The 23649-nt window shown below is 74.7% G+C and carries 22 protein-coding genes; 10 read left to right on the forward strand and 12 right to left on the reverse strand.

Features of this window, described 5'->3' with window-relative positions:
• Window positions 1-73 precede the first annotated feature (73 nt).
• The 3 genes from KDL28_RS24790 to KDL28_RS24800 all read right to left on the reverse strand — a co-directional run bounded on the left by KDL28_RS24790 (window position 74) and on the right by KDL28_RS24800 (window position 4987).
• Window positions 74-1324: a putative glycoside hydrolase gene (locus KDL28_RS24790; protein ID WP_252441989.1), complete on the reverse strand. Its 1251-nt coding sequence runs from the start codon at window positions 1322-1324 to the stop codon at window positions 74-76.
• 36 nt (window positions 1325-1360) lie between these two features.
• Complete coding sequence (locus KDL28_RS24795) at window positions 1361-2821, reverse strand: hypothetical protein (RefSeq protein WP_252441991.1); 1461 nt, start codon at window positions 2819-2821, stop codon at window positions 1361-1363.
• 645 nt (window positions 2822-3466) lie between these two features.
• Window positions 3467-4987 carry a sugar transferase gene (locus tag KDL28_RS24800; protein ID WP_252441992.1) on the reverse strand — a complete coding sequence of 507 codons (1521 nt, stop codon included), beginning with the start codon at window positions 4985-4987 and terminating at the stop codon, window positions 3467-3469.
• 456 nt (window positions 4988-5443) lie between these two features.
• On the opposite strand from KDL28_RS24800, the gene KDL28_RS24805 reads away from it, so the two are divergent.
• The 4 genes from KDL28_RS24805 (at window position 5444) to KDL28_RS24820 (ending at window position 10907) form a co-directional block, all read left to right on the forward strand.
• The gene (locus KDL28_RS24805; protein ID WP_252441993.1) at window positions 5444-6181 is read left to right on the forward strand and encodes a glycosyltransferase; all 738 of its coding nucleotides are present in this window, start codon (window positions 5444-5446) and stop codon (window positions 6179-6181) included.
• A gap of 69 nt (window positions 6182-6250) precedes the next feature.
• On the forward strand, window positions 6251-7588 hold the full coding sequence (locus KDL28_RS24810) for an FAD-dependent oxidoreductase (RefSeq protein ID WP_252441995.1): 1338 nt from the start codon (window positions 6251-6253) through the stop codon (window positions 7586-7588).
• Between the two features lie 95 nt (window positions 7589-7683).
• A complete protein-coding gene (locus tag KDL28_RS24815) occupies window positions 7684-10212 on the forward strand; it encodes a hypothetical protein (RefSeq protein ID WP_252441997.1) in 2529 nt (842 codons plus the stop codon).
• A gap of 95 nt (window positions 10213-10307) precedes the next feature.
• Window positions 10308-10907 carry an HNH endonuclease gene (locus tag KDL28_RS24820; RefSeq protein WP_252441998.1) on the forward strand — a complete coding sequence of 200 codons (600 nt, stop codon included), beginning with the start codon at window positions 10308-10310 and terminating at the stop codon, window positions 10905-10907.
• A 31-nt stretch (window positions 10908-10938) separates the two neighbouring features.
• On the opposite strand, the gene KDL28_RS24825 is transcribed toward KDL28_RS24820, so the two are convergent.
• Window positions 10939-11430 (reverse strand): TOP6B-like family protein, encoded by a 492-nt coding sequence (locus KDL28_RS24825; protein WP_252441999.1) that lies wholly within the window; start codon window positions 11428-11430, stop codon window positions 10939-10941.
• A 445-nt stretch (window positions 11431-11875) separates the two neighbouring features.
• Between KDL28_RS24825 and KDL28_RS24830 the strand changes: the two genes are divergently transcribed.
• A complete protein-coding gene (locus KDL28_RS24830; RefSeq protein ID WP_252442000.1) occupies window positions 11876-12568 on the forward strand; it encodes an SAM-dependent methyltransferase in 693 nt (230 codons plus the stop codon).
• A 439-nt stretch (window positions 12569-13007) separates the two neighbouring features.
• Here the strand turns inward: KDL28_RS24830 and KDL28_RS24835 are convergent, their stop codons facing one another.
• Together KDL28_RS24835 and KDL28_RS24840 are read right to left on the reverse strand one after the other, a co-directional pair.
• The gene (locus KDL28_RS24835) at window positions 13008-13901 is read right to left on the reverse strand and encodes an NADP-dependent oxidoreductase (RefSeq protein ID WP_252442001.1); all 894 of its coding nucleotides are present in this window, start codon (window positions 13899-13901) and stop codon (window positions 13008-13010) included.
• A 111-nt stretch (window positions 13902-14012) separates the two neighbouring features.
• Window positions 14013-15347, reverse strand: coding sequence for a sugar transferase (locus tag KDL28_RS24840; RefSeq protein WP_252442002.1), 1335 nt, complete (start codon window positions 15345-15347; stop codon window positions 14013-14015).
• A 162-nt stretch (window positions 15348-15509) separates the two neighbouring features.
• Here KDL28_RS24840 and KDL28_RS24845 point away from each other — a divergent pair, with 162 nt between their 5' ends.
• Window positions 15510-16193: an arsenate reductase/protein-tyrosine-phosphatase family protein gene (locus tag KDL28_RS24845; protein ID WP_372497062.1), complete on the forward strand. Its 684-nt coding sequence runs from the start codon at window positions 15510-15512 to the stop codon at window positions 16191-16193.
• A 37-nt stretch (window positions 16194-16230) separates the two neighbouring features.
• Here KDL28_RS24845 and KDL28_RS24850 read toward each other — a convergent pair whose 3' ends face one another.
• Window positions 16231-16731 carry a hypothetical protein gene (locus tag KDL28_RS24850; protein ID WP_252442003.1) on the reverse strand — a complete coding sequence of 167 codons (501 nt, stop codon included), beginning with the start codon at window positions 16729-16731 and terminating at the stop codon, window positions 16231-16233.
• A 97-nt stretch (window positions 16732-16828) separates the two neighbouring features.
• Window positions 16829-17107: a hypothetical protein gene (locus KDL28_RS24855; RefSeq protein ID WP_252442004.1), complete on the reverse strand. Its 279-nt coding sequence runs from the start codon at window positions 17105-17107 to the stop codon at window positions 16829-16831.
• A gap of 144 nt (window positions 17108-17251) precedes the next feature.
• On the opposite strand from KDL28_RS24855, the gene KDL28_RS24860 reads away from it, so the two are divergent.
• The 3 genes from KDL28_RS24860 to KDL28_RS24870 all read left to right on the forward strand — a co-directional run bounded on the left by KDL28_RS24860 (window position 17252) and on the right by KDL28_RS24870 (window position 19241).
• Window positions 17252-17788 (forward strand): hypothetical protein, encoded by a 537-nt coding sequence (locus KDL28_RS24860; protein ID WP_252442005.1) that lies wholly within the window; start codon window positions 17252-17254, stop codon window positions 17786-17788.
• Between the two features lie 218 nt (window positions 17789-18006).
• Window positions 18007-18351, forward strand: a complete 345-nt coding sequence (locus KDL28_RS24865) for a hypothetical protein (protein WP_252442011.1) — start codon at window positions 18007-18009, stop codon at window positions 18349-18351.
• 32 nt (window positions 18352-18383) lie between these two features.
• Complete coding sequence (locus tag KDL28_RS24870; RefSeq protein WP_252442012.1) at window positions 18384-19241, forward strand: MOSC domain-containing protein; 858 nt, start codon at window positions 18384-18386, stop codon at window positions 19239-19241.
• An 8-nt stretch (window positions 19242-19249) separates the two neighbouring features.
• On the opposite strand, the gene KDL28_RS24875 is transcribed toward KDL28_RS24870, so the two are convergent.
• A complete protein-coding gene (locus KDL28_RS24875) occupies window positions 19250-19807 on the reverse strand; it encodes a DinB family protein (RefSeq protein ID WP_252442013.1) in 558 nt (185 codons plus the stop codon).
• Between the two features lie 62 nt (window positions 19808-19869).
• Here KDL28_RS24875 and KDL28_RS24880 point away from each other — a divergent pair, with 62 nt between their 5' ends.
• Window positions 19870-20829, forward strand: coding sequence for a helix-turn-helix transcriptional regulator (locus tag KDL28_RS24880; protein WP_252442020.1), 960 nt, complete (start codon window positions 19870-19872; stop codon window positions 20827-20829).
• A gap of 22 nt (window positions 20830-20851) precedes the next feature.
• Here KDL28_RS24880 and rox read toward each other — a convergent pair whose 3' ends face one another.
• The 3 genes from rox to KDL28_RS24895 all read right to left on the reverse strand — a co-directional run bounded on the left by rox (window position 20852) and on the right by KDL28_RS24895 (window position 23495).
• Window positions 20852-22276: a rifampin monooxygenase gene (gene rox, locus KDL28_RS24885; RefSeq protein WP_252442022.1), complete on the reverse strand. Its 1425-nt coding sequence runs from the start codon at window positions 22274-22276 to the stop codon at window positions 20852-20854.
• 179 nt (window positions 22277-22455) lie between these two features.
• Window positions 22456-22659 (reverse strand): DUF397 domain-containing protein, encoded by a 204-nt coding sequence (locus KDL28_RS24890; RefSeq protein WP_252442026.1) that lies wholly within the window; start codon window positions 22657-22659, stop codon window positions 22456-22458.
• 14 nt (window positions 22660-22673) lie between these two features.
• On the reverse strand, window positions 22674-23495 hold the full coding sequence (locus KDL28_RS24895; protein WP_252442029.1) for a helix-turn-helix domain-containing protein: 822 nt from the start codon (window positions 23493-23495) through the stop codon (window positions 22674-22676).
• Window positions 23496-23649: the final 154 nt, after the last annotated feature.

The following is a 23649-nucleotide window of genomic DNA, read 5'->3' on the forward strand; positions in this document are numbered from 1 at the left end:
CCACCCCCCGCGGTTGGGGGGGTGGTGGTCCGCCCCCCGGCCCCGCCCGTCTCACCACCCCCACGCCCGGCGATCACTCCCCGGACCCTTCGACGAGCACCAGGCCGTCGGCGGCCGGCACCGTCAGGGTGGTGCCGACGGGGGCGCCGTTGAGGTCGGTGAGGCCGTTGGGCAGCGGCACGTCGAGGTCCTCGGAGGTCGGGTTGACCACCGCGTAGCCGCGTTCGAACTCGCGCATCCAGGCGCCCTCGTCGGTGGCCTCCGCGTCGCCGCGCGGCGCGCCCAGGTCGGCGGCCTGGGCGACGGTCCACTCCGGCTCCTTGTAGCCCACCTCGTGCGCGGCGCTCCAGCAGACCCCGGGCCCGGCCAGCAGGGCGGCCCCGGCGGCGCCGGTCTCGGCGGCGCGGTCGTCGCCCGCGGTGACCAGCAGGGTGAGCCGGTCGGGGTCGGCCGCCGTCTCCAGCAGCTCGGTCCAACCGCTGCCCTCCCAGGTGAGCAGGCGGTCGTCGGCGCGCTGGGCGAAGTTCTCCTCCATCGCGCCGCCGAAGCGGGAGTGCTCGAGCCAGCGGCCCGGGTAGAGCCGGGCCTCGGACACGTTCGGGACCAGCTTCTTGCCCTCGCCGGCCAGCCGCTCCCCGACGACCGTGATCATCTCGTCGAGGCCGTCGCGGATGAGCTGGTCGGTCTCGGCGGCGCTGTCGGTGCCCTCGAGTACGGCGTCGGAGTAGAAGCGCAGGGTGGCGAAGTCGTTGTCGGCGAACACGCCGTCCCAGCCGTTCTCGACGACCTCGTCGGTGACGGCGTCGGCCCACGCCTGCTGGTAGGAGGGCTCCCACACGGTCATCTGCCAGTGCTGGGGGTAGCCGTCCCACTCGATGCGGTTGCCGTCGGTGTCGGTGGCGAACCACTCCGGGTTGTCGCTCTCCGCGGCGGCGAACCCGATGCCGGTGGGCTGGTGCTCGGCGTCGCTGCCGTCGTCCTGCACGGCGCCCGCGTAGTCGCGGGTGGAGGAGAAGTCCTTGTAGACCAGCACCGTGATGTCCGGGTCGAGCTCCTTGAGCCGCCGCAGCGCGTCGACCTCCCACGCGTTGAGCACGACCACGCCGTAGCGGCCGGCCGCTGCCTCGAGCTCGCGCTCGGTGGGGCGGTCGCCGATGGCGTACCAGAGGCCGCCGCAGTGCCCGGCGGTCGACGCCGTGCCCGGCTCACCCGGGCCGTCGAGGGCGATGTTGCCGCCGCCGCCGTGCCCGCCCCCCTGTTCGCCGGTGGTGCACCCGGCCACCACGAGCAGCACGAGGGCGAGAGCGAAGGCCGAGCGCCGCATGACGATCATTGTTCACCCCGTGGGGTGAAGCACCGGTCAACGATCCGTGCGCAGCCGGTACCAATCCCCGACGGGTGTGGAGCGCACCTGCTCGTACTCGTTCGCGATCAACCGGGCCACGGCGGGGCCGCGCTCCGGGACCACCGCGACGTTGAGCGCCGTGACCAGCACCACGTCGGGCCGTGCCACGGCCAGCGTGTCGGCCATCTCGGCGAACTGCGCCGTCGTGTAGAGCTCGGGCGACCAGCCGTTGATCCGCACCGGCATCCGCGCCCCCGCCGCCAGCTGGAACGTCGGGTCGCCGAACACCATCAGGGACTCGCCGGGCCGGTAGCCGATCGCCGCCAGCTCCCGCTGGGCGGTGGGCAGCGTCCCCAGCTCGGCCAGCCGCGCCCGGCTGTCGGCGGTGAACCCGTTGCCCAGCATCGTCGGGCGCTCGGCACCGAGGACGCCGAAGTAGAGCAGCGGCGCGGTGCTGAGGGCGAGCACGGCCACCACCAGGGGGCGGCCGAGCCACCCCGCATCCCGCAGCTGCCGCAGGCCCAGGGCGGCCAGCCCGACCAGGGCGGGCGTCAGCTGGGTCCAGTGGTACGGCCACCACAGCTGGATCAGGATGCCCACCAGCCCGACCACCAGCCAGGCCAGCAGGGCCATGCCGAGCGGGTCGCGCCTGCGCAGGACGCCCGGCAGCGCCGCCGCGGCCAGCAGCAGCGCCGGGGCGAGCAGGCCGACGTAGCGCGTCGAGCCCTCGACGAGGCGGTCGAGCGAGCGGGCGCCGGGCAGCCCGAGCATCTGCCCGGGGAACACCAGCCACGTCTCCAGCGCGGCCCCCAGCGACCCGGCGGCCGCCAGCCACACGAGCACGGCCACGACCGGCGCCAACGCCCCCGCGGCCACCAGCCCGACCCGGGTGAGCAGCACCGACCGCACCGGCTCGCCGCGGCGCCCCGCCGCGACCGCCTCGACCAGCAGCCACGCCAGCACCGCCGCCACCGGCACCGCCGCCGTCCACAGCTTCAGCACGCCGACCACGCCGATGCACAGCCCGGCCAGCAGCAGCCGCGCGGTGCTCGGCCGCCGGGTGATCAGGACGAGCGCCGCGATCATCGGCAGGCACACCAGCTGCTCGATCTGCCCCAGGTCGAACGCCCGCGCCGGGAGCAGCATGGCCGCGGTGGCCGCCACCCCCGTCCAGCGCGCGATGACCGGGCCGACCCGGTCGCGCACGAGCACGGCGACCAGCACCGCCGTGAGCACCGCGATCAGCACGTCGAGGGTGCGGGTGACGACGGGCGCGTAGCCGAACAGGGCCTGCACGGGCCCGTAGAGGAGGTAGACCCCGGGCTGCTTGATGTCCCAGACCTCGCTGTAGAGCGCCCGCCCCTCCATCAGCTCCCGGCCGACCACCGCCCACAGGGCGTGGTCGCCGTAGTAGGGGAGCCAGATCAGGCCGTAGGCGTACACGGTGAGGAACGCCACCGCGACGGCCCACGCCACCTGTTCAGGACGCGCCCGCCCCGCGGCGATCGTGCGGACCCTGACCGAACCCCGAGCGAATTCCCCGACTGCACCCACGTGGGAGGAATCGACACGGAAGCCCGGAATGTCACCGATCAGGAGAACTATCTGTGATCATCCGACAACTGGAGGTATGCGGATTACTACAGAAGGTGGTTGACCGAGTGGACTCTGTGTGTATGACGCTGCAGGGTGGGTAAACGAATTCGGATGGGGTGAGGGCCGCCTCCGGCGGAGCCTTCGGCTCGGGTCCGGTGGGGCCGCCGGCGGTTACTGTGCGTTCGCCAGGCATGTCCGCGCCGCGGGCGCCCTCAGGTCGAGCAGGGCTCCGGGGGCCGCCGCGCCCTCACCGGGGCGGGGCTCGCCTTCACAGAGGCGGCGTGGTCCTCGCGGGGGTCACGGCACCTGCGAAGACCCCACAGACCCTGCGACGTGGCCGAGGACCCCGCGGCGGGAGATCAACACGGTCGGGAGTCGACCCGAGCACCCCACCGGACCTCCACCCCGGGTCCTCCCCTCGAGCCCCCTGCTCGGATCAGAGGTCGCCCGCCGCGCAGGCCCTGCCGGAGGCGCCCTTCACCCCGACCGCACCGAGCCCGGAGAAGCCGCCCGGAGCGAGCCCCGTCAGTGCTGCCCGCTCCGGAAGATCTCCCGGAACGTGAGCAGGATGATCTTCAGGTCGAGCCAGAGCGACCAGTTGGCGATGTAGTAGTTGTCGTAGCGGCTGCGGTCGGCGATCGACGTGTCGCCGCGCAGGCCGTTGACCTGCGCCAGGCCGGTGAGGCCCGCGGGCACCCGGTGGCGGGCCCAGTAGCGGTCGTGGACCTCGGAGAACTGGCGGACGAAGCCGGGGCGCTCCGGTCTCGGGCCGACCAGGCTCATGTCGCCGCGCAGGACGTTCCACAGCTGCGGGAGCTCGTCGATGGAGCTGCGCCGCAGGAAGCGGCCGACGGGGCCGATGCGCGGGTCGCCCGCGATGTTCCAGGTGGTCTGCGCCTCGGCCTCGGTGGCCGGGCGCATGCTGCGGAACTTGAGCAGCGTGAAGATGCGGCTGTCCAGGCCGACGCGCTCCTGGCGGAACAGCACCGGGCGACCGCTCTCGATGAGCACGGCGAGCGCGGCGATGCCCAGGACCGGGGCCAGCAGCAGCAGGGCCAGGCCGGAGAGCACGCAGTCCAGGCCGCGCTTGACCCACCAGCTGAACCGGGCGGTCGGCGCGCTGGTCACGCGGACGAGCGGGTAGCCGCGCAGGCGCTCGATGTGCGGGGCGTCGTGGTAGAGCTCCCACATCCGGGGCACCAGCAGGATCGTCGCGCCCTGGCTGTGCGCGGTGATCGCGGCGTCGATGACCTGGGCGTCGGTGGCGTGGCTGAAGGCGATGACGACCGCGCTGGCGCGCTGCTGGACGATCGCGTCCTGCAGGTCGCCACGCAGCACCGGCAGCGGGAGGGTGGTGCCCGGCATCGGCGGGGCCTTGTCGAGGAAGCCGACGGGGAGCAGACCGAACTCGGGGTGGTCGTTCATCGAGTGGACGAGGTCGATCCCGAGGGGGCCGCTGCCCAGCACGATCGTGCGCTCGCAGCGGCCGAAGCGCCGCCGCGCCCACCGCCCGACCTGGAACACCGCCATCCGCAGCGGGGCGCTGATCAGCAGGAACAGCACGACCGTCCAGGAGATCGCGGTGTTCATCTCGTGGTCGGCGGTGCGCAGCAGGGCGAGCACGGCCAGCAGGCCGAAGGCCCCCGCCGTGCTGGCCAGCTCGCGGGGCAGGTCGTGGTAGTAGCTCAGCCACAGCCGGCGGCGGTAGAGCTGGGCCGTGGCGCGGGCGCCCAGCATCGCCACGCCGATGGCCAGGCCCCACTTCCAGGTGGGGCCGCCGATGAGGGCGGCGGCCGTGGCGGCCACCAGGTCGACGACGATCAGCAGCACGGTGACGCCGCTGAAGCGCTCCAGCAGGGGGCGCTTGGCCGCGGCGCGCTGGGCGTCGGGGCGGTGCCCGAGCCGCTGCAGGGGCAGGGCGCCGAGCACCGCTTCGACGTCGGACCGCGTGGCCGGCCTGGTCGCGGCCGGCCGGCGCTCCTCGGTCTCGGTCCCCTGGTCGACGGCCGGGATCCCGGACGGACTGGTGGACGACGGGCTGGTCATCGTCATATCAGTGAACTTCCCTGCCTCGCGGACGCCGCCCTGCACCGACGACAGTCGGTGACCAGCGGCCGTGCGATCGCCGCTGGGTCGGGTGGTGGTCGTTGAGCCCCCCGGCTCCGATGTCCCACAACGGTCTTTCGCTCGATCGTGTGTGTCCGTTAGCGTTCTGTGACGCGTGTCCGAATGTACTACTCGTGCCCCCGGCCCAATCGGATCCTGCCAGGTTGTGCAACTACGCCATCGGGTGACACCTACCGCACAACCGCTCTACACGGTAACGGTAGCGTGCTCCCCATCGACGAGACACACATGTCACAGGAGGTAGCGGCGACCACGCCGGGGGACGGCCATGAGCACGGACGGGTGACCGTCGTGCCTGCTCAGGCCGATCACGGTGAGCGTGGACTGCCGACCGGGGGGAACGAGACCGGGAGCCTCGTGGGTGCGGTGGCCCACGTGGTCCTGCCTGCGTACAACGAGCAGGCTTCACTGCCGTCGCTTTTGCGTCGGCTCGCCGCCGCGGCGGCCACCGAGCGGATCGTGGTCTGGGTCGTCGACGACGGCTCGGCCGACGGCACGGCCGACGTCGCCGAGGCCGGCGCGCCCGGTCTGGACGTCCGGCTGGTGCGCCACCCGCAGAACATGGGCCTCGGCCAGGCCGTGCAGACCGGGATCCGGTCCGTGCTCGACGCCGCCGACCCGGACGACTTCGTGGTCGTCATGGACGCCGACGACACGCACGACCCGGCGATGATCCGCAAGATGCACGAGCGCATCGACCAGGGCGCCGACGTCGTCATCTGCTCGCGGTTCGTGGCGGGCGGCGACGACAGCACCGCACCGCCGTTCCGGCGGCTGCTCTCGCGCGGTGCCGCGGTCACGTTCGAGCGCATGCTCGGGCTCGACGGCGTGCACGACTTCACCAGCGGCTTCCGGGCCTACCGGGTCAGCCTGCTGGCGCGCGCGGCCAAGCACTGGGGGGAGCGGCTCGTGGAGGAGCGCGGCTTCGCCTGCATGGTCGAGCTGCTGCTCAAGCTGCGGCACTGCAACCCCGTCATCGACGAGGTCCCGCTGGTGCTGCAGTACGACCGCAAGCAGAGCGCCAGCAAGCTCAAGCTGCGCCGCACGATCGGCCAGTACATGAAGCTGCTGGCGCGCGACCGGCTCGCGCCCGCGCCGTTCAAGGCGCTGTGACCCGAGCCAGTGACCACGCTCTCACCAGCGACGACTGCGAGATAGTAGTTCCATGACCGAGGCACTTCGATGACCACTGCGATCGTCCTCGGCGGCGGGATCTCCGGTCTCGCCGCCGCGCACCGCCTTGGCCGCGCCGGGGTGCGGGTGACGCTTCTCGAAGCGTCCCCGCAGCTCGGCGGCCTCGGCACGTTCTTCGCCCGCGAGGGTCGGTCGGTGGAGCGCTTCTACCACTGCGTGATGCCGACCGACGAGCACCTCCTGCCGCTGCTGGAGGAGCTGGGGCTGCGCGAGTCCATCATGTGGAAGCCCACGACGATGGGCATGGTGGTCGAGGGCAAGCGGTACCCGTTCAACACCGCGATCGACCTGATCAGGTTCACGCCGCTGTCGTTCCTGCGGCGGATCCGGTTCGGCGTCATGTCCCTGCTGCTGCGCCGCCTCGGGCGCGGCAAGGACCTGGACAACATCCGCATCGGCGACTGGTTGCGCGGCCTCTACGGCGACGTCATCTGGAAGCGGATGCTCATCCCGATGCTGGGCTCGAAGTTCGGGGCCCGGTTCGGCGACGTGCCGGCGCTGTACGTGTGGCAGCGGCTGGGTCGGGAGAAGAACGTGGCCACCCGCGGCTACCCGGCCGGCGGCTACGAGTCGATCATCGACGGGCTGCGGGCCTCGATCGAGGCCACCGGCGCCGACGTGCGCACGGAGGCGAAGGTCTCCGCGCTCTCGGCCGACGGCGCCGGTGTGCGTGTGACGCTCGCCTCCGGCGAGGAGATCACCGCCGACTGGGCCGTCTCGACGCTGCCGCTGCCGACGCTGCGCGATGTGGCCGACGACACGCTGGCGCCGAAGCTGCCCACGGTGTCCCTGGAGTACCAGGGCGTGGTCAACGTGCTGTTCTTCCTGCGCAAGCGGCTCGACGGGCACTACTGGGCCCCGGTGATCGACTCGGGCACCGAGTTCGACGGCGTGATCGAGATGTCGGAGCTGTCGGGCCAGCACGACGGGCTGCACCTGGTGTACGTGATGCACTACTGCAACCGCGAGAGCGAGCTGTTCCAGGACACCGACGAGGCGATCGCGCAGCGGTGGACCGAGCAGCTGCTGGCCACCTACCCCGACCGGATCACCGCGGACGACGTCGCCGAGGTGCGCGTGTTCCGGGCCCCGTTCGTGGAGCCGATCTACCCGCTGGGCTACTCGGCGGTCCAACCGGCCGACGAGATCACCGGCACCCGGCTGCTGCTGGCCACCACCACCCAGGTCTACCCCGAGGTGACCAGCTGGAACTCCAGCACCGGAGTGGCCGGACGGGTGGTCGACCGGCTGCTCGCCCGCGACCGCGACCGCACGGCGGGCGGGAACCGGCCGGAGAAGGCGCGTACGGAGGAGCTCTCCGCCTGAGAAGCTGACCGGCGGGGTGGGCCGCGGTGGTTCCGGCGCTTCGAGAGGAGTTCCGCGATGACTGTCACGCGCTCGACGGCCACGGCGGCCGCGCGATGAGCGGCACGCCGCCGCGCCCACCCTCGACCGGGGAGCTGCCGACCGCGTCCGACGCGGTCGGGGACGTCCCGCCGGTGGAGTCCAACGGCGGCGGTCCCGCGGTGCGGCGCCCGTCGCCGGTGCCGCGGAAGGCGTCCTCGCCCGCGCCGGAACCTGACGAGAGCCCGCCCGCCGAGTCATCCGGGCAGGACACCCCGGCTTCCGCGGCCGAGTCGGTACCGGCCCATCCGGAGCCGGACGGGCCGGAGCAGGACGAACCAGGGCGGGGCGAGCCGGTGCACGAGGAGGTCGCGGCGGTGGACGTCGAGCCGCCCGGGCCCACCGAGGAGGTGCCGCCCGAGCAGGGCGCCGCCGATCCGGACACCACCGCCCCGCCGCCCGCCGCGGCGATGCCCGCCCCGCCCCCGGCGACCGACGGCGTGCCGCTCGCCCAGGCGGACCCGGCACCCCCCACGGAGGCCGGGCCCGCCGATCCGACGTCCGCCGATCCCGCTGTCGACCCGACGCCGGCGACCGAGGCTGTGTCGTCCGCCGATCCGACGCCGGCGACCGAGGCGATGCCGCCCGCGGACCCGACACCGGCGACCGAGGCCGTGCCCGCCGCGGGGCACCCGCCGGTCGACCGGGCCGCCCGCACCACCGACCTCGACCCCGCCGCCCTCGTGCCGCCGGAGCGGGTCGAGGACACCGAGCCCACCGAGCCCACCGAGCCCACCGAGCAGAGCCTGACCGCGCTCAGCCTCACCGAGCGGCTCCCGCTGCCGGTCCTCCCGGCCTCGCTGGACGTGTCCACCACGAAGCCGGTCTCGACGAGGCCTGACCCACTCTCCCCGGCCGCGACCGCGCCGCCCACCGCCGAGATCACGGTGCCGGTCGCGCGGCCGCCGCGCACGCCCACCGGGCGGGGTATCTCGACCGAGCCGGTGTCGTCGGTGCCGATCCCCGGCCGGGCGACCCGCCCGGCGCACGTCGGCGGCGGCCCGGCGTCGACGCCGCCGTCGGGGCCGTTCCCGGCCCAGCCCGCCGGCCCGCGCACCGGCCCCGGCCGGCCCGTCGGCGGGCCGCACACCCCGCCGCACACGCCCGTCGGGCTGTCCGGCCGCCCGCCGAACCGCCCGGGCCCGCCGCGGCGCGACCCCGTCACCGACCCCGACCGCGTCCGCGACGACCGGGTCGGGCTGGCCACCGCCCGCGGCCGTGGCACCGGCGGGGTGGTCCTCGCGGTGGTGCTCGGGCTGCTGCTCGGGGGGCCGGCCGGCGGCGCGGCCGGCTACCTGCTGGGCACCCAGGCGTCCGCGTCGTCGCTGGTGCGGCCGGTGCCGCCGGTGGTCGTCGACACCGCGGACGGGTCGGCCGCCGTCGAGCAGACCGGTCCGGCCGCGCTGACCGCGTTCCTGGCCGGGGAGACCGTCCGGCTCTCCGACGGCGCCTTCGCCGCCGCCGTCGCCGAGCGCCTCGGGCGCGGCGGCGCGCCCGGCATCGACGTCGCCCGCGAGCCCGGCACCCCGCTGCTGCGCATCACCGGCACCGCCCGCGACGCCACGTCGGCCCTGGCCGCCACCACGGCGGCCGTGCAGGTCTACACCGAGCGGCGCGACGCCGAGAACCGCACCGCGCTGGACGCCGCGCTGGCCGGCATCGACGGCGTCATCGCCGCGCTGGGCCAGCCGGCGCCCGGCGACGCCGCGCTGCCGGCGCGGATCGACCGGCTGCGCGACCTCCGCGCCGACGTCGCCGTGCGGGCCGGGGCCGTCGGGCCGTCGGTCGCCGTCCTGGAGCCGCCCGCCCCGCTGGCCGCGAGCTGGCCGCGGTGGCAGCTCTGGGCCGCGCTCGGGGCGCTGGCCGGGGCCGTGCTGGCGCTCGTCCTGCTCGCGCTGCGCCGCCTGCGCACCCGGTCGCTGCTGGCGCCCGGCGCGCTGGAGGGGCACGTCGGGACGGTGCTGCTGCCGCCGGTGCGGCTGGCGGCGCGCTGGCCCGAACGGCTCACCGGCGGGCCGGGGAGCCCCGAGCGGCGCACCGCCCGGCTGCTGCTGGCCCAGCTGCTGGGCGAGCGCGAGCCGGCCGGTCGGGTGATCGTCGTACTGGGCGGCTCGGCCGGGTCGCGGGCCGACGCGGTGGCCACCCTGCTGGCGGTGGCCGCGGCCGAGCGGGCCGCCACGGCGCTGGTCCGGCTGGGCGCGCGGCACCGCGGGCGCGACCCGCTGGAGCGGGTGCTGCCGATGGACCCCGACGGCCGCGGCCGTCCCCTCGTCGACGGCCTCACCGTCCTCGACGCGGACACCGACGACGTGCCCGGCGGCCTCGACGGGCTGATCGCGGCGCAGGCCCGGCGGGCGTCGATGGTGGTGCTGGACGCCGGCACCGCGGGCGGCGACGCCGACCTGCCGATCGCGCTGCGCGCCGCCGACCTCGTCGTGCTGGTCGCGCGCAGCGGGGTCGACCGACCCGCGGACGTGGCCGCCGTCGGGGCCTCGCTCCGGTCGGGCCGAGCCGGGCTGTCCGGGGTGGTCGTGCAGACCGGCTGACGCACGGGCCTGGCGGAGCACCGCGCGTTCGATCCAATATCACACGTGCGTAATCCGGGCTCGCTATGGTCTTATTCGCGCACGGAGGTGGTCGCGTGAAGCATCGACAACCCAGCCCCGACGGTGACCCCGAACAACCGGAGGGGGCACCAGGAGCCGCACTGCGCCCGGGTGCGGCTACCTCCGGGTCCCGGGTCCTGCTCCTGAACGCCACGTTCGAGCCGCTGGCGGTCGTCACCGCCAAGCGGGCGGTGGTGCTCATGCTCACCGGCAAGGCCGAGTGCGTCGAAGCCGCGCTCGACGCCGCATTCCACTCCGAGAGCCTCACCGTCCCCGCTCCCTCGGTGATGCGCCTCTCGCGCTACGTCCGCGTGCCCTACCGCAAGGCCGTGCCGATGACCAGGGCGGGCGTGCTCCGCCGCGACGGCCGGCGCTGCGCCTACTGCGGCAAGCGCGCCGACACGATCGACCACGTCGTCCCGCGCAGCCGGGGCGGCGCCCACTCCTGGGACAACTGCGTGGCCGCCTGCCGGTCCTGCAACTCCCGCAAGGCCGACCACCTCGTCGAGGAGATCGGCTGGACGCTGGAGTTCGCGCCGCGCCCGCCCGCTCGCGCGGCAGGCGGCGTCCTGGTGCTGGCGATCGAACCGCTGCCGGCCTGGGAGCCCTGGCTGGGCACGGGCACGGCCGCCTGACACCCGCCGCCGCGGTCGCCGCGGCGGCGGGTCAGCCGGCGCGCCGGCCGTACCGGTCGTCCGGGTGAGGCGTCCCGCCCGGCCGGATCGGCCGGGTCGGCGCGTCGTACCACTGGCGGCCCCCGACCGCCGGGTGCAGCCGCTCGGTGGGCGCCTCGGCGCCGCCGAACCCGCCGCCGTGCGCCCAGGCGGGGCGCGGAGCGCCGCCGTGCGCCCAGGTGCCGTGCGCCGGCCCCAGGGCCGTGGGCGGCGGCTCCCGACGCCGAGGGGACGCGCTCGTCGGGTACGGGGCGGCCGCGCGGCGGGGCCGGAAGGCCAGGGTGGCGAGCAGCGCCGCGCCGTAGCAGACGCCGAAGCCCACGAGATCGCCCTGGTGCACGCCGTGGTTGCGGGTGATCGACAGCACCACGGGGCCGATCTTCGTGGTGGACGCGACCAGCAGGCCGCCCATCGTGGCCAGCACCCAGACGGCCAGCAGCCCGGCACGACGGCCGGACGCCCGTCCGAGCGGTGGTGCGGTCACGTCGTCCCCCTGTGCCGGATCCCTGTGCTCACTCCACTGTGCCGGATCCCTGCGCCGAGCCGGTGCCGCCCGACCCCGTCCGTGCGCGGCGGCGGCCGGATCGCGGGTGCGCTCGAGGGGGCCTGCGGGCCCGGATCGGGCTCGGCGAATGGCTCGAACAGACCTACCGGTGGTTCACCGAGCAGGACGCGATCCGGGTTTGACGCGCGAGACCGCGGGTAGGTTGCGCCGATCGACGACACGGAACGGCCACCGGGCGTTGCCTTCGCCGGACGGTCGGGTGGTTCCGGTAGCCTGATCGCGGTCCCGCTCGGACGGGACCGTCCGTCGGTGACAGCGTGCTCATCGGGAGGTTCACGATCGTGGCCCACTGCGACCTGCGTCCCGGCGAGCCTTCCCGGTGCGGTCCCGGTCGCGTCGCCCCCGCCTGCCCGACGGGATCTCGGTGACGACCGAGCCGGCGCCGAGCTGGTCGGCGTACTGGGAGGAGCCCGCCCACCGCCAGCGGGTGACGGTCGAGGCGCGCGACTACGTCGCCCGGCTGCGCGCCGCGCTGCCCCTGCGCCCGGTCGACCGCGTCCTCGACTTCGGCTGCGGCTGCGGGCACGCGGTCGAGCTGCTGGCCCCCGCGGTGGCCGGGATCGGCTACTGGGACGCCGCCGCCGACATGCTCCGGGCGACCTCCTACCGGGTGGCCCGGTTCCCCACGGCCTTCCCGGTCGACCTGGCCCGCCCGAGCCCGCTCGGCGCGTTCGGCCGGTTCGACCTGATCCTGGTCAACGGCGTCGTGCAGTACATGGGCCGCGACGAGCTGCGCCGCTGGATGTCGCGCTGGCGCACCCTGCTCGCCCCCGCCGGGCGGATCGTGCTCTCCGACATCCCCCCGCCCGACGCGTCCACGGTGGGTGAGGTGTTCGGGCTGCTGCGGTTCGCCGCGCAGCACCGCTTCCTGGCCCGCGCGGTGCGCGACGGCGTCACCGACGCCCACCGCTACAGCCGCCAGCGCGGCGAGACCTGCCTGACCCGCTGGCTCCCCGACGAGATCGTGGCCCTCGCCGCGAACAACGGCCTCGACGCCGTGGTCATGCCGGAGAACCTGACCCACCGCGCCGGCCGGTTCACCGTCGTCGTGCAGTAGCCGCCGAACGCGGGAAGGGCCCCGCCGCAACCCCCTGCAGCAGGACCCTCCCCTTCTCGGCACCACGTCGACGCCCCCCAGCGCCGACGTGCCCCCCGTGCCGTCCCCGGTGCTCGATCCCCCCGGAGCTTTCGTCGTTCGAGCTGGTGAAACGCTATCCCGGGGGTCGGGAGGGCTCCATCCGTAGTGCTACTGATCCTTTTCGGCGGGGCCGCGCGGTGGATCGGGCTCGGTGCTTCGGGGTGAGGGGCGCCTCCGGTAGGGCCGCTCGGCGGACGACCTGGCTTCGCTTCGGGTGGGCTGGTCGGGCGCCTCCGGCGGCGCCTTCGCGGCGGGCGACCTCGCAGGGTCTGTGTGGTCTTCGCAGGTGCGTTAGCCCCTGCGAGGACCATGCGGGCTCTGCGAGGACGGCGGACTCCGCCCGGGCTCGCTCGGGGCGTCAGGGGACGGTGACGACGAACCGGCCGGTGACGTGGCCCCGCTGGCTCGCCGCCTGCGCCTCGCCCGCCTCGGCCAGCGGGAACGCGCGGGCCACGGGGATGCGCAGGCTGCCCTTCTCGACCAGCTCCGCCGCCTCGGCCAGCGCGGCGGGGCGGTCGACGGAGGTGGAGGAGACCTTGGCGCCGTGCTGCGGGGCGGTGAAGTCGGCGATGGAGAGCACCTTCGCCGGGTCGCCGGTCAGCTCGATGAGCTGGGGGACCACTCCGGACCCGGCGATGTCGAGGGCGGCGTCGACGCCGCCGGGGGCGAGCTCGCGCACGCGGTCGGTGAAGCCGTCGCCGTAGGTGGTGGGGGTGGCGCCGAGGGAGCGGACGTGCTCCTGGTTGCCCTCGCCCGCCGTGCCGATGACGGTGATGCCGCGCGCCTTCGCCAGCTGCACGACCGCCGTACCGACGCCGCCCGCGGCCCCGCTGACCAGCAGCGTCTGGCCGGGCTGGACGCCGACCTCGTTGAGGATGCGCCGTCCGGTCTCCACGGGGGTGGGGTAGCCCGCGGCCTCCTCGAAGGACAGCGCGTCGGGCTTGGGCGCCCACGCGGTGAGCACGGCGTGCTCGGCGTAGGTGGCGCGTCCGGCCCCGAAGACGGCGTCGCCGACCGCGACCCCGGTGACGCCCTCGCCGACCTCGTCGACGACGCCCGCCGCGTCGAAGCCGGTGCCGGCGGGCAGGTCGCCGCCGGGCATGAAGCCCTGGCGCAGCTTCCAGTCGAGCGCGTTGACCCCCGCCGCCCGCACCGCGATCCGGATCTCGCCGGGGCCGGCGTGCGGCTCCTCGACCTCGACGACGCGCAACACTTCGGGACCGCCGTGCTCGGCGAGCTGGACTGCCTTCATGAGCGGCCAACGGCCTCGGGCCGCGCGGTGTTCCGGCTCACCGCCGGCCGGCGAGGGAGGCGAGGGACTGGGGCACCACGCCCTGGGTTGACCAGTACGTGGTCAGTGGGCTCAGTCGGCCCCGCCGCCGCGCACCATCGCGTGCACCGTGCGGGCGAGGATCCGTGCGTCCAGCGCCATCGTCCAGTTCTCGACGTAGCGCAGGTCGAGCCGCACGGACTCCTCCCACGACAGGTCGCTGCGCCCGCTGACCTGCCACAGCCCGGTCATCCCCGGCTTGACCAGCAGCCTGCGCCGCGCGTCGTCGGCGTATCCCGCGACCTCGCGCGGGAGCGGGGGCCGCGGCCCGACCAGCGACATCGTCCCGGCGAGCACGTTGAACAGCTGGGGGAGCTCGTCGAGGGAGCAGCGGCGCAGGACCGCGCCCACCCGCGTCACGCGCGCCCCGGCGTCGACGGCCGTCGACCGGAACCGGACCATCCGGAAGCCGCGCCCGCCCACCCCGACCCGGCGCTGGCGGACGAACACCGGCCCGCCGTCCAGCTTCACCAGGACCGCGATCACCAGCAGTACCGGCGAGAGCAGGGCCAGCGCGACGAGCGCCCCGACCCGGTCGAGGCCGCCCTTGAGCAGCCGCGCGGGCCCGTCGGATGCCGGGTGGCTCAGCCGCAGCAGCGGCGGTCCGTCGACGCGGGCCACGTGCAGCCGCGGCCCGATCACCTCCACCAGCTCGGGGTCGACGGCCAGCTCGACGCCGGTGCCCTCCAGCTCCCGGGCCATGCCGCGCAGCCGGGTCGTGGTCCAGCCGGGCGCCCGCCCGATCCACACGACGTCGAACTGCCCGCTGCGCGCCAGCGCGGGCACGGAGTCGAGGTCGCCGACGACGCGCACTTCTTCGACGAAGGACGTGCACCTCGGGCCCATCCCGGCCGGCGTGCACACCCCGTGCACGGCCCACCCGTGCTCGGGCGCGCGCCGGGTGCGCCGGACCAGCCCGGCGACGCCCTCGACGTCGCCGACGGCGAGCACCCGGGCCATCGCCCGGCCCGTGCGCCGACGCCGGTGCAGCTCGCTGCGCAACCACAGCCGTCCGAGCACGGCCAGCCCGGCGGCGGTGGGCAGCACCGCGAAGACCCACGGCCGGGCGCCGTCGAGCCCGGCGGCCAGGACGACCATCGCGATCGTCGCGGCGGCGGTGAGGAACCCGCGCAGCAGGCGGGCGAACCCGCCGGACCCGGCGCCCGCGGCGTCGACGTCCCAGGCCCGCGACAGGGCCAGGCACGCCGCGGTGAGCAGCACGACGACCACCCCGACGCCGAGCACCCGCCCGTGCGGCGCGCCGCCGAGCAGGGCGTACGAGAGGACCGCCGCGCAGACGGCGGTGGTGTCGGTGGACGCTGCGGCCAGCGCGTGGCGCAGCCGCCGGCGGGCGGGGGTGGCAGGCATTGCGGTGGGGTTCTCCCGGGTGCGGTTCGCGAGCGCTTACGCACGGACTGTCGTCGGTCGAGCACAAGCCGTTAACCCTTCCGGTGGTGCATCTCAGGACTGATGACCGCATCGTGGACTGGGCCGCGCGTACCAGCGGGAACCCGCATACGTTGACGTCCCGTGGACGTCGATGAGCCGCGCGACCAGCCCGGCGCCCCGACAGGGACGATGGTGGCCGTGGGACGGCACGCGAAGCGGGAGAGCCGGTTCAGCGCGCTGTTCGTCTGCACCGGCAACATCTGCCGCTCCCCGTTCGCCGAGATCCTCACCCGCCACCTGCTGGTCGGGCGCCTGGGCGGCCGGGAGGCGGCGGCGTTCGAGCTGTCCAGCGCGGGCGTGCAGGCCGTCGTCGGGGCCCCGATGCACGAGCGCTCGCGCGCCGAGCTGGCGCCGTGGGCGCTGGACGGGTCGGGCTCGGAGGCGTTCCGGGCCCGCCAGCTGCGCTCGGAACTGATCCGCGAGGTCGACGTCGTCTTCGGGGTGAACGTGCGGCACCGCTCGGCGGTGATCGACCGCGAGCCCGCCGCCCTGGCCAGCTGCTTCAGCCTGCGCGAGTTCGCCCGGCTGGCCGCGGGTGTCGAGCTCGCCGTGCTGCCCGAGGCTCCGGTCGACCGGGCGCACGCGCTGGTCGAGGCGGTCCGTACCCGCCGCGGGCTGGTCCCGCCGCCGGCTCCCGACGCCGACCGCGTCCCCGACCCGATGGGCGGCCCGCAGGAGGCGCACCACCGGGCGGCCGTGCTGATCCACGAGGCCGTCGCCACCCTCGTCGACGTCATCGCCCCGCGCCGGGTGCCGGTGCGGTAGACCGCGGGCACACCGGCTGGGACCTCTCAGCGATCAGCTACGAACGGCCGCGATCGTCGGCCTGCTCGTACTCCGTGACCAGGTCCAACGCCCGGCGCTGCCCGGGGCTGAGGTCGGCGATCATCATCCCGCCGAACCGCGCCAATCCGGGCGAGGGCGGTCCGTCGGGGGGCTCGTTCGCGGCGGCGACGCCGGACAGGATCGGGTGCATCCGGCGGGCGACCTCCTCGACGCGCGGATCGTCGGCGTCGGAGTCGGCGAGCTCCGCGAACAGCGCGGTGAGGGTCCGTAGGGCCGGGTCGCGGTTCATCCGCTCGCGGTAGGACTCGACGACCTCCGGCAGGGCGGACTCGGCGGCCCGCAGGGCGTCGACGTCCTGCGGCGGCAGGTCGAGGTCGCGGACGGTGGCGGCCAGGTCGGGGGAGAGCGTCGGGTCGTCGCCGTGGTCGAGGAGGCGGGCGATGACGTCCCGGCGCCGGGCGATCTCCGCCTGCTGCGCGGCCAGGTCGGCGTCGAGGGCGCGGAGCGCCTCGTGCATGTCGGTGCCGGATGGTGCGGGAGGAGACGCCGGCCAGCCGGGCCAGCTCACCGATCTGCAGCATGGCGCCAGTGGAACGCCCGACGGTGCGGGAAGGTCAAGCGTCTTCGGCCCCCTCACCGCCCGCGCGGCTCGGCGGGTCCGCCGGGGCGACCACCCGGTCGCGGGAGCGCTTGCGCTCCCGCAGCAGCCCCACTATCCGGGGGATCACGCTCAGCAGGAGCACGACGGTGACGGAACCGCCGGGTATCAGGGCGCCCTCGTACCACGGGTTGCCCCTCAGCAGGGCGTACCCGGCTCCGCCGCCGGCGGCGACGGTGATCAGCAGCAGGCCGATCAGGAGCTGCCACCCGAGGGGCTGCTCCTGGCCCGCCATCTGGTCCCCTGACCCGCCTGAGGAGACCCACACCGGGAAACTACCCGCGAGCCCGTCCCCCGCCACAGCGCTCGTGCTGATCCCACGGCGAAGTCCTGACCGACGTCACTACCGCCGCACCGGCACCCGGACGAGGTTGGACGGGTGGACACCACCCCGTTCGACCAGGACATGGCCGTCACCGCGGCGATCTTCGGGGTCGCCGCGTTCGTCTGGTTCGGCTGGGCGCAGGAGGCCCCGCCCGCGCGCTGGCGGCTGCCGCTGGGCCTGGGATCCGCGCTCGGTCTCCTGCTCGGCGCCGTCGGCGGCCTGCTGGCCTGGCAGAACTGGGGTTCGGGCATGGCACTGGCCGACCCGCAGGCGCGGCTGGCGTTCGGCATCGTGTGCGGGGTCGAGTTCGGGGCCGCCGCCCTCGGCGCGGCGGTTCTCGGCCTCACCAAGCGCCCGAAGTGGATCGCGAGCTGGATCGCGTTCGTCGTCGGCGCACACTTCGTTCCGCTCGCCTTCATCTTCGGCGACCCGTGGATGATCGCCCTGGCGGTCCTCGTCGTGCTCGCGGCCGGGCTGAGCGTGCTCGTGCACCGGCGGACCCGGATCGCCCCCAGCGCGGCAACCGGGCTGGGCGCGGGCCTCGCCTTCCTGGTCTTCTCCGGCCGCGCCATCGCGCTCGTCGCGCTCTGAGCTGCCCAGCGTCGCGCGGCCGTTCGGTGGATCGTCCGCCGGTACAGGGCTGACGACCGTTCTGGGGGTGACTGCGAGTCCCGACATCACCACCATGTGAGCACGACCCGTTGCAGCCGGGTCCCGCTCGCGGCCGCTGGTGCGCGGGGCCGGGCGGTGGGCGTACAAGGTGGTGGCCTGGACGTTCGCGGTCTGGGCGGGGGCGCCTCCTGCCGGGCGTGTGGCTCGCGCCCGTCCCCGGCCCGTACCCGGCGGCGGTCGCGCTGGTCGTGCTGGCCGTGCAGACCGTCTTGTGCAGCACCGACTTCCGGACCACACGGCGCAACCTGCTCTTCCGGCTGGTCGTGGCCGGACTGCGGCTGTGGGCGGTGTCCTGGAGGAGCAGCTACATGGTCGTCACCCTGCACATCGCGGGCTTCTGGACGTTCGCCCTGGTCAGTCTGCTACTGGTCGGGGCTTTCACGGCGATCGCCGAAGGCACGTGGCGGCTGCTGGGCCCACCCCCTCCGCCGCAGGACGCGATCGACCCGCGCGGGCCGACCCCGGACGGCGATCGCTCCTAGGCTGGTCCGCAGGACGACCCGCGAGGAGTGACGTGCCCGAGGTGCTGCAGATCTGGACGTACCCGATCAAGAGCTGCGCGGGGGTCGCGCTGCGCGGGGGGACACTCGGGCCGGCGGGCCTGCCCGAGGACCGCTCGTTCATGGTCGTCGACGCCGACGGGAGGTTCCGGACGCAGCGCGGCGACCCCCGGCTGGCCACGATCCACCCGCTCGTCAGCGACGACGGCGCGCACCTCGACCTGCGCGCGCCCGGGGCCGGCGACCTCCGGGTGCCGGTGGACCGGGACGGCCCGCGGCGGCCGGTCGACCTGTTCGGGGCCGCCTACACCGGCATCGACCAGGGGCCCGAGGTCGCCGGGTGGATCAGCGAGGTGGTGGGGGCGCCGTGCCGGCTGGTCCGCGTCCCGCCCGAGCACCACCGCGTCACCGACGGGCTGATCCCGGGCACGGCGGGCTACGCCGACAGCGGCTCCGTGCACGTCGTGTCGACCGCGTCGCTGCGCGAGCTCGACGACCGCATCGCCGCGGCAGGCGGCGCCCCGGTGCCGATGAGCCGGTTCCGGCCCAACATCGTCGTCGACGGGTGGGACGAGCCGCACCGGGAGGACGACGCCCCCGAACTCTCGCTCGGGGGCGTCCGGCTGGGCTTCGCCAAGCTCGCCGTGCGCTGCGCGACGGTCCTGGTCGACCAGGAGACCGGCCGCAAGGCAGGCCCGGAGCCGCTGCGCACCCTGGCCCGGTACCGCCGCGACGACGGGGGAGGGGTGGTCTTCGGGGCGAAGTTCGCTGTGCTGCGCCCCGGCGCGGTGGCCGTCGGCGACGAGATCCTCGCGGTCGCGCCCACCGCGACCGCGGGCCCGCACCACGAGGGCGCCCGCCCGGCTCCGTAGGGCCGCTCTCACCCCGGGGTGTGCCGGTGGAGGTCGCGCAGGAGGCAGACCTCGGACAGGTGGTGGATCAGCTCGCGGTTGATGTGGAGCACCAGCGCGGCCATCGGGTACTCGGCGAACGGGCCCTCCGCCTCCCCGCACGGGCGGGCCAGGCCGACGTCGCCGAGGGACTCGACCCCGGCCACCCACGCGGCGTACTCGGCGTCGAGCTGGGCGAGGGCGTCGCCGGCGGTCTCGGCGTAGGCGAACGAGTGGTAGTCGGTGGGTTCGCGGCCGAAGTGGGCGGCGTTGCGCATCGCCAGCACGCCGACGACGACGTGCCCGAGCCGCCAGGCGATCGTGGTGAACGGCGGCGGGTCGGGCTCGGGGAACGCGTAGTCGATGCTCATGGCGCCGGAACCGATGTGGACCCCGCCGCTGCCGCGCGGGCGGAGGTTCCAGCAGCCGGGCACCGGCTCCCAGAAGTACTCGGCGTCGGTGAGGCCGTGCAGGCGGTCGCGGAGCTGGTGGGTCCAGTGCCAGGTGAGCTGCTCGCGGAGCAGGGGGTTCCAGGTCGGGTCGGGCATGGCGCCCACCTTCCCGCACATCGCGGACAGGGTCGTTCCGCGCTGGGTGCCACGATGGGCCGGTGACGGTGGAGACGACGACCGGGCGGGTGCTGCGGTTGCTGGGGCTGCTGCAGCGTCGCCCGACCTGGACGGCCGCCGAGCTCGCCGTCGAACTGGACGTCACCGACCGGTCGGTCCGCCGCGACGTGGAGCGGTTGCGCGCGCTCGGCTACCCCGTGCACGCCACGGCGGGCGTCGGCGGCGGCTACCAGCTCGGTGCGGGCACCCGGCTGCCGCCGCTGCTCCTCGACGACGAGGAGGCGATCGCGACGGCGGTCTCCCTGCGGCTGGCCGCGGGCGGCACCGTCGCCGGGGCGGGGGAGGCGGCGCTGCGGGCGCTCACGAAGCTCGACCAGGTGATGCCGCCGCGGCTGCGGGCCGAGGTGGCGGCGGTGCGCGGGGCCACGGCCACCCTCGTCGGGCCGGGCGTCGAGATCGACGCGGAGCTGCTGGTGACGCTGGCGCGGGCCTGTCGCGACGCCGTGCGGGTGCGGTTCGGCTACGCCGGCCGCGACGGCGGGCAGCGCGAGCGCACGGTCGAGCCCGTGCGGATGGTCACCACGGGGCGGCGCTGGTACCTGATGGCCTGGGACGTCGACCGCGACGGCTGGCGCACCTTCCGGCTCGACCGGATGCGCGACGCCGTGGCGTCGACCTGGCGCTTCCGGCCGCGCGAGCACCCCGACCCCGTCGCCTACGTGCAGGAGTCGGTGACCGCGGCGCCCTACGAGCACCTCGCCCGGGTACGGCTGCACGCCCCGCCCGAGCGGGTGCGGCGGATGGTGCCGCCCCAGGTGGGACGCGTCGAGGACGACGGCGACGGGTGGTGCGTGCTCGTCCTCGGCGCGGACAGCCTGGACCTGATCGCCCTGCACGTGGCCCGGATGGGCTTCGAGGCCGAGGTGCTGGAGCCGGCCGAGCTGCGCGAGGCGTCCGCCGTGCTCGCCCGTCGCCTCGCGGCGATGGCCGGGACCGGCTGAGCCCCGCGCACCCGACCCGGGCTCACCCGGCGGCGGCGCCGAACCACCGGGGCAGGTGCTCGAGCAGGTCGCGCTGGTCGTCGCCGACCCACGCCACGTGGCCGTCCGGGCGGAGCAGCACGGCGGGCACGTCCAGCTCCTCGCTGACGTCGACGACGTGGTCGACCCGGTCGGCCCACCCGGCCACCGACAGCCGCCCGGTCTGGTCGAGCAGCAGGCCGCGCCCGGCGCGGGTGAGCGCGTAGAGGCGCCCGCCCTTCAGACCCACGTCGCGCATCCGGCGGCCCAGCAGCTCGTGGCCCCCGCCGACGTCGTAGCGGATGCCGATCGCCACGAGCTTCTCGACCAGGTACCGGTTGACCTGGTCGAAGTCCATCAGCTCGGTCAGCAGCCCGCGCACCGCCTGCGCGCCGGGCTCGGTGGACATCAGCTCCGCCTGGGCGCGGGTGTTGTCCAGCACGGCCGCGGCCACCGGGTGCCGCTCGGACTCGTAGCTGTCCAGCAGCCCCTCCGGGGCCCAGCCGCCGATCTCGGCGGCCAGCTTCCAGCCCAGGTTGAACGCGTCCTGGATGCCCAGGTTGAGGCCCTGCCCGCCCATCGGCGGGTGGATGTGCGCCGCGTCGCCGGCCAGCAGCACCCGCCCGACCCGGTAGCGCTCGGCCTGCCGGGTGGCATCGCCGAAGCGCGACAGCCAGCGCGGCGAGTGCACGCCGAAGTCGGTACCGGCATACGCGTGCAGCTGCCGCTTGAACTCGTCGAGGGTCGGCGGGGCCGCGCGGCCCTCGGACACCCCGTCGGCGGGCACGACGACGCGGTACACCCCGTCGCCCAGGGGGCCGAGGCCGAACCGCTTCTCGGTCTCGCGGACCCGGGCCACCACCGCGACCACCTCCTCCAACGGGAGGGTCGCGCCCATCTCGCCCAGCAGCGTCTCGGCCCTGGCCGGCTCGCCGGGGAAGCCGACCCCGAGCAGCTTGCGCACCGTGCTGCGGCCGCCGTCGCAGCCGACCAGGTAGCGCGAGCGCAGCCGCGTGCCGTCGGCCAGCTCGGCGCTCACCCCGTCGTCGTCCTGGCTCAGCCCGACCAGCTCGCAGCCGCGCCGCACCTCGGCGCCGAGCTCGGTGGCGTGCTCGGCCAGCAGGCGGTCGGTCTCGGTCTGCGGGATGCCCAGGACGTAGGCGTGCGCGCTGTCCAGCTCGGGTGCGGGTCTGGTGATCCCGGCGAAGAAACCACTGATCGGATGCTTCGTGCCGAGCGCGAGGAAGCGCTCCAGCAAACCGCGCTGGTCCATCACCTCGATGCTGCGCACGTGCAGCCCGAGCGAGCGGACGTAGGGCGCAGCCTCCGCCTCCTTCTCCAGCACGAGCACGTCCACGTCGTGCAGTCGCAGCTCAGCGGCCAGCATCAGGCCGGTCGGCCCGCCACCGGCGATCATCACGTCGAACATGAACCGCCCATTCGCCGAAGTCGAATTCCGGCCGGCGGCGGATCGGTATTCGCCCAGGTCCCGGCCATGGCCGCAGATTCTGCGGCACGACAGGGGTCTTGCCGCAAGACCCCCGGTGCGCTATACGTTGAAGTGGGGGGAGAGCGGGGTTCGCTTTCTGGCGCCCGCGAGCAGCGCTCCTACCGAGCGCCGAACCGGTCGGTGCTGGTGGCGGTGAGGAACGCGGCCCAGGCGGCCGGGGAGACGACGAGGGCGGGGCGGGTGCGGTCCTTGGTGTCGCGGACGCCGACGGTGTCGTCGGGGAGGAAGGCGACCTCGATGCAGCCGTTGCCGTTGCCCGGGCTGAAGCTGCTCGTGAACCAGTGGGGGGTGGACGCGTCCATGCCGCGCCTCCTGTTCAGCTCTGCTCGGCGAGCTGCCTGATCAGATCGACCGAGTCGGCGGGACTCAGAGCGTCCGACCTCAGCTTGTCGAACAGGAGTCTAGCGCGGTGCACATCGGCCTTCTTCTCCATGAGCAACGCGCCGAGGGTGTGCTCCACGTAGGCGATGTCGGGTTCGCCCAGGTCAGTGAACCGCAGGATGGTGAACGGGGAGACCATCGCGGCGTGGGCACCGACCGACGCCGGGAGCACCTGGAGTGAGACGGCGTCGAACGCGGCCGCGCGGATCAGGTGCTGCAGCTGAGCAGCGTGGATCCGGGGATTCCCGACCACCCGGTGCAGCGCGGCTTCGTCGATGACGGTCGTGAGCTGGAGCGGGTGTTCGCTGGAGGTCAAGCGCTGCTGGCGGATCAACCGCACGGCCACGTAGTTGCTGAGTCGTTCGCGGCTCATGCGGCCCTCGGCGGTCCGGATCACCGCGCGGGCGTACTCGGCCGTCTGCAGGAGGCCGGGCACGTAGGCGAGGGTGTAGTCGAGGACGGCCGTGGCCTCGTTCTCGAACCCGACGTAGCTGTCGTCGCCCAGCCCGTAGGCCCGCCACCACCCCTTCTGCCGCGACTCCCGGCACAGGTCGAGGATCTCCTCCCAGTCGTCCCCGACCACCCGGTAGAGGTCGAGCATCGACCGCACGCCGTGCACGTCGACCTGCTGCTGCGCGTTCTCGATGCGGCTCAGCTTGCTCGCCGACCAGTCCAGCTTCGGCGCCGCGGCCTCCAGCGTCAGCCCCGCCCGCTCGCGCAGCACGCGGAGCTGGCGGGCGAGCTGGCGCCGCCGCACGACCGATCCGTTCCTCGGTTCCACTACCTGCTCTCCGCGTCGGGCCAGTCACTCATCGTGGCACGCGGGTCGGACGATCTGGGATTTGCAGATCCGGGATGCCGACCTGGGAGAGCAAGGCGCCGGATGGCGCGTGCAGCGTCGGTGTCCATGG

The organism is Pseudonocardia humida (assembly GCF_023898865.1).
GTDB lineage: Bacteria > Actinomycetota > Actinomycetes > Mycobacteriales > Pseudonocardiaceae > Pseudonocardia > Pseudonocardia humida.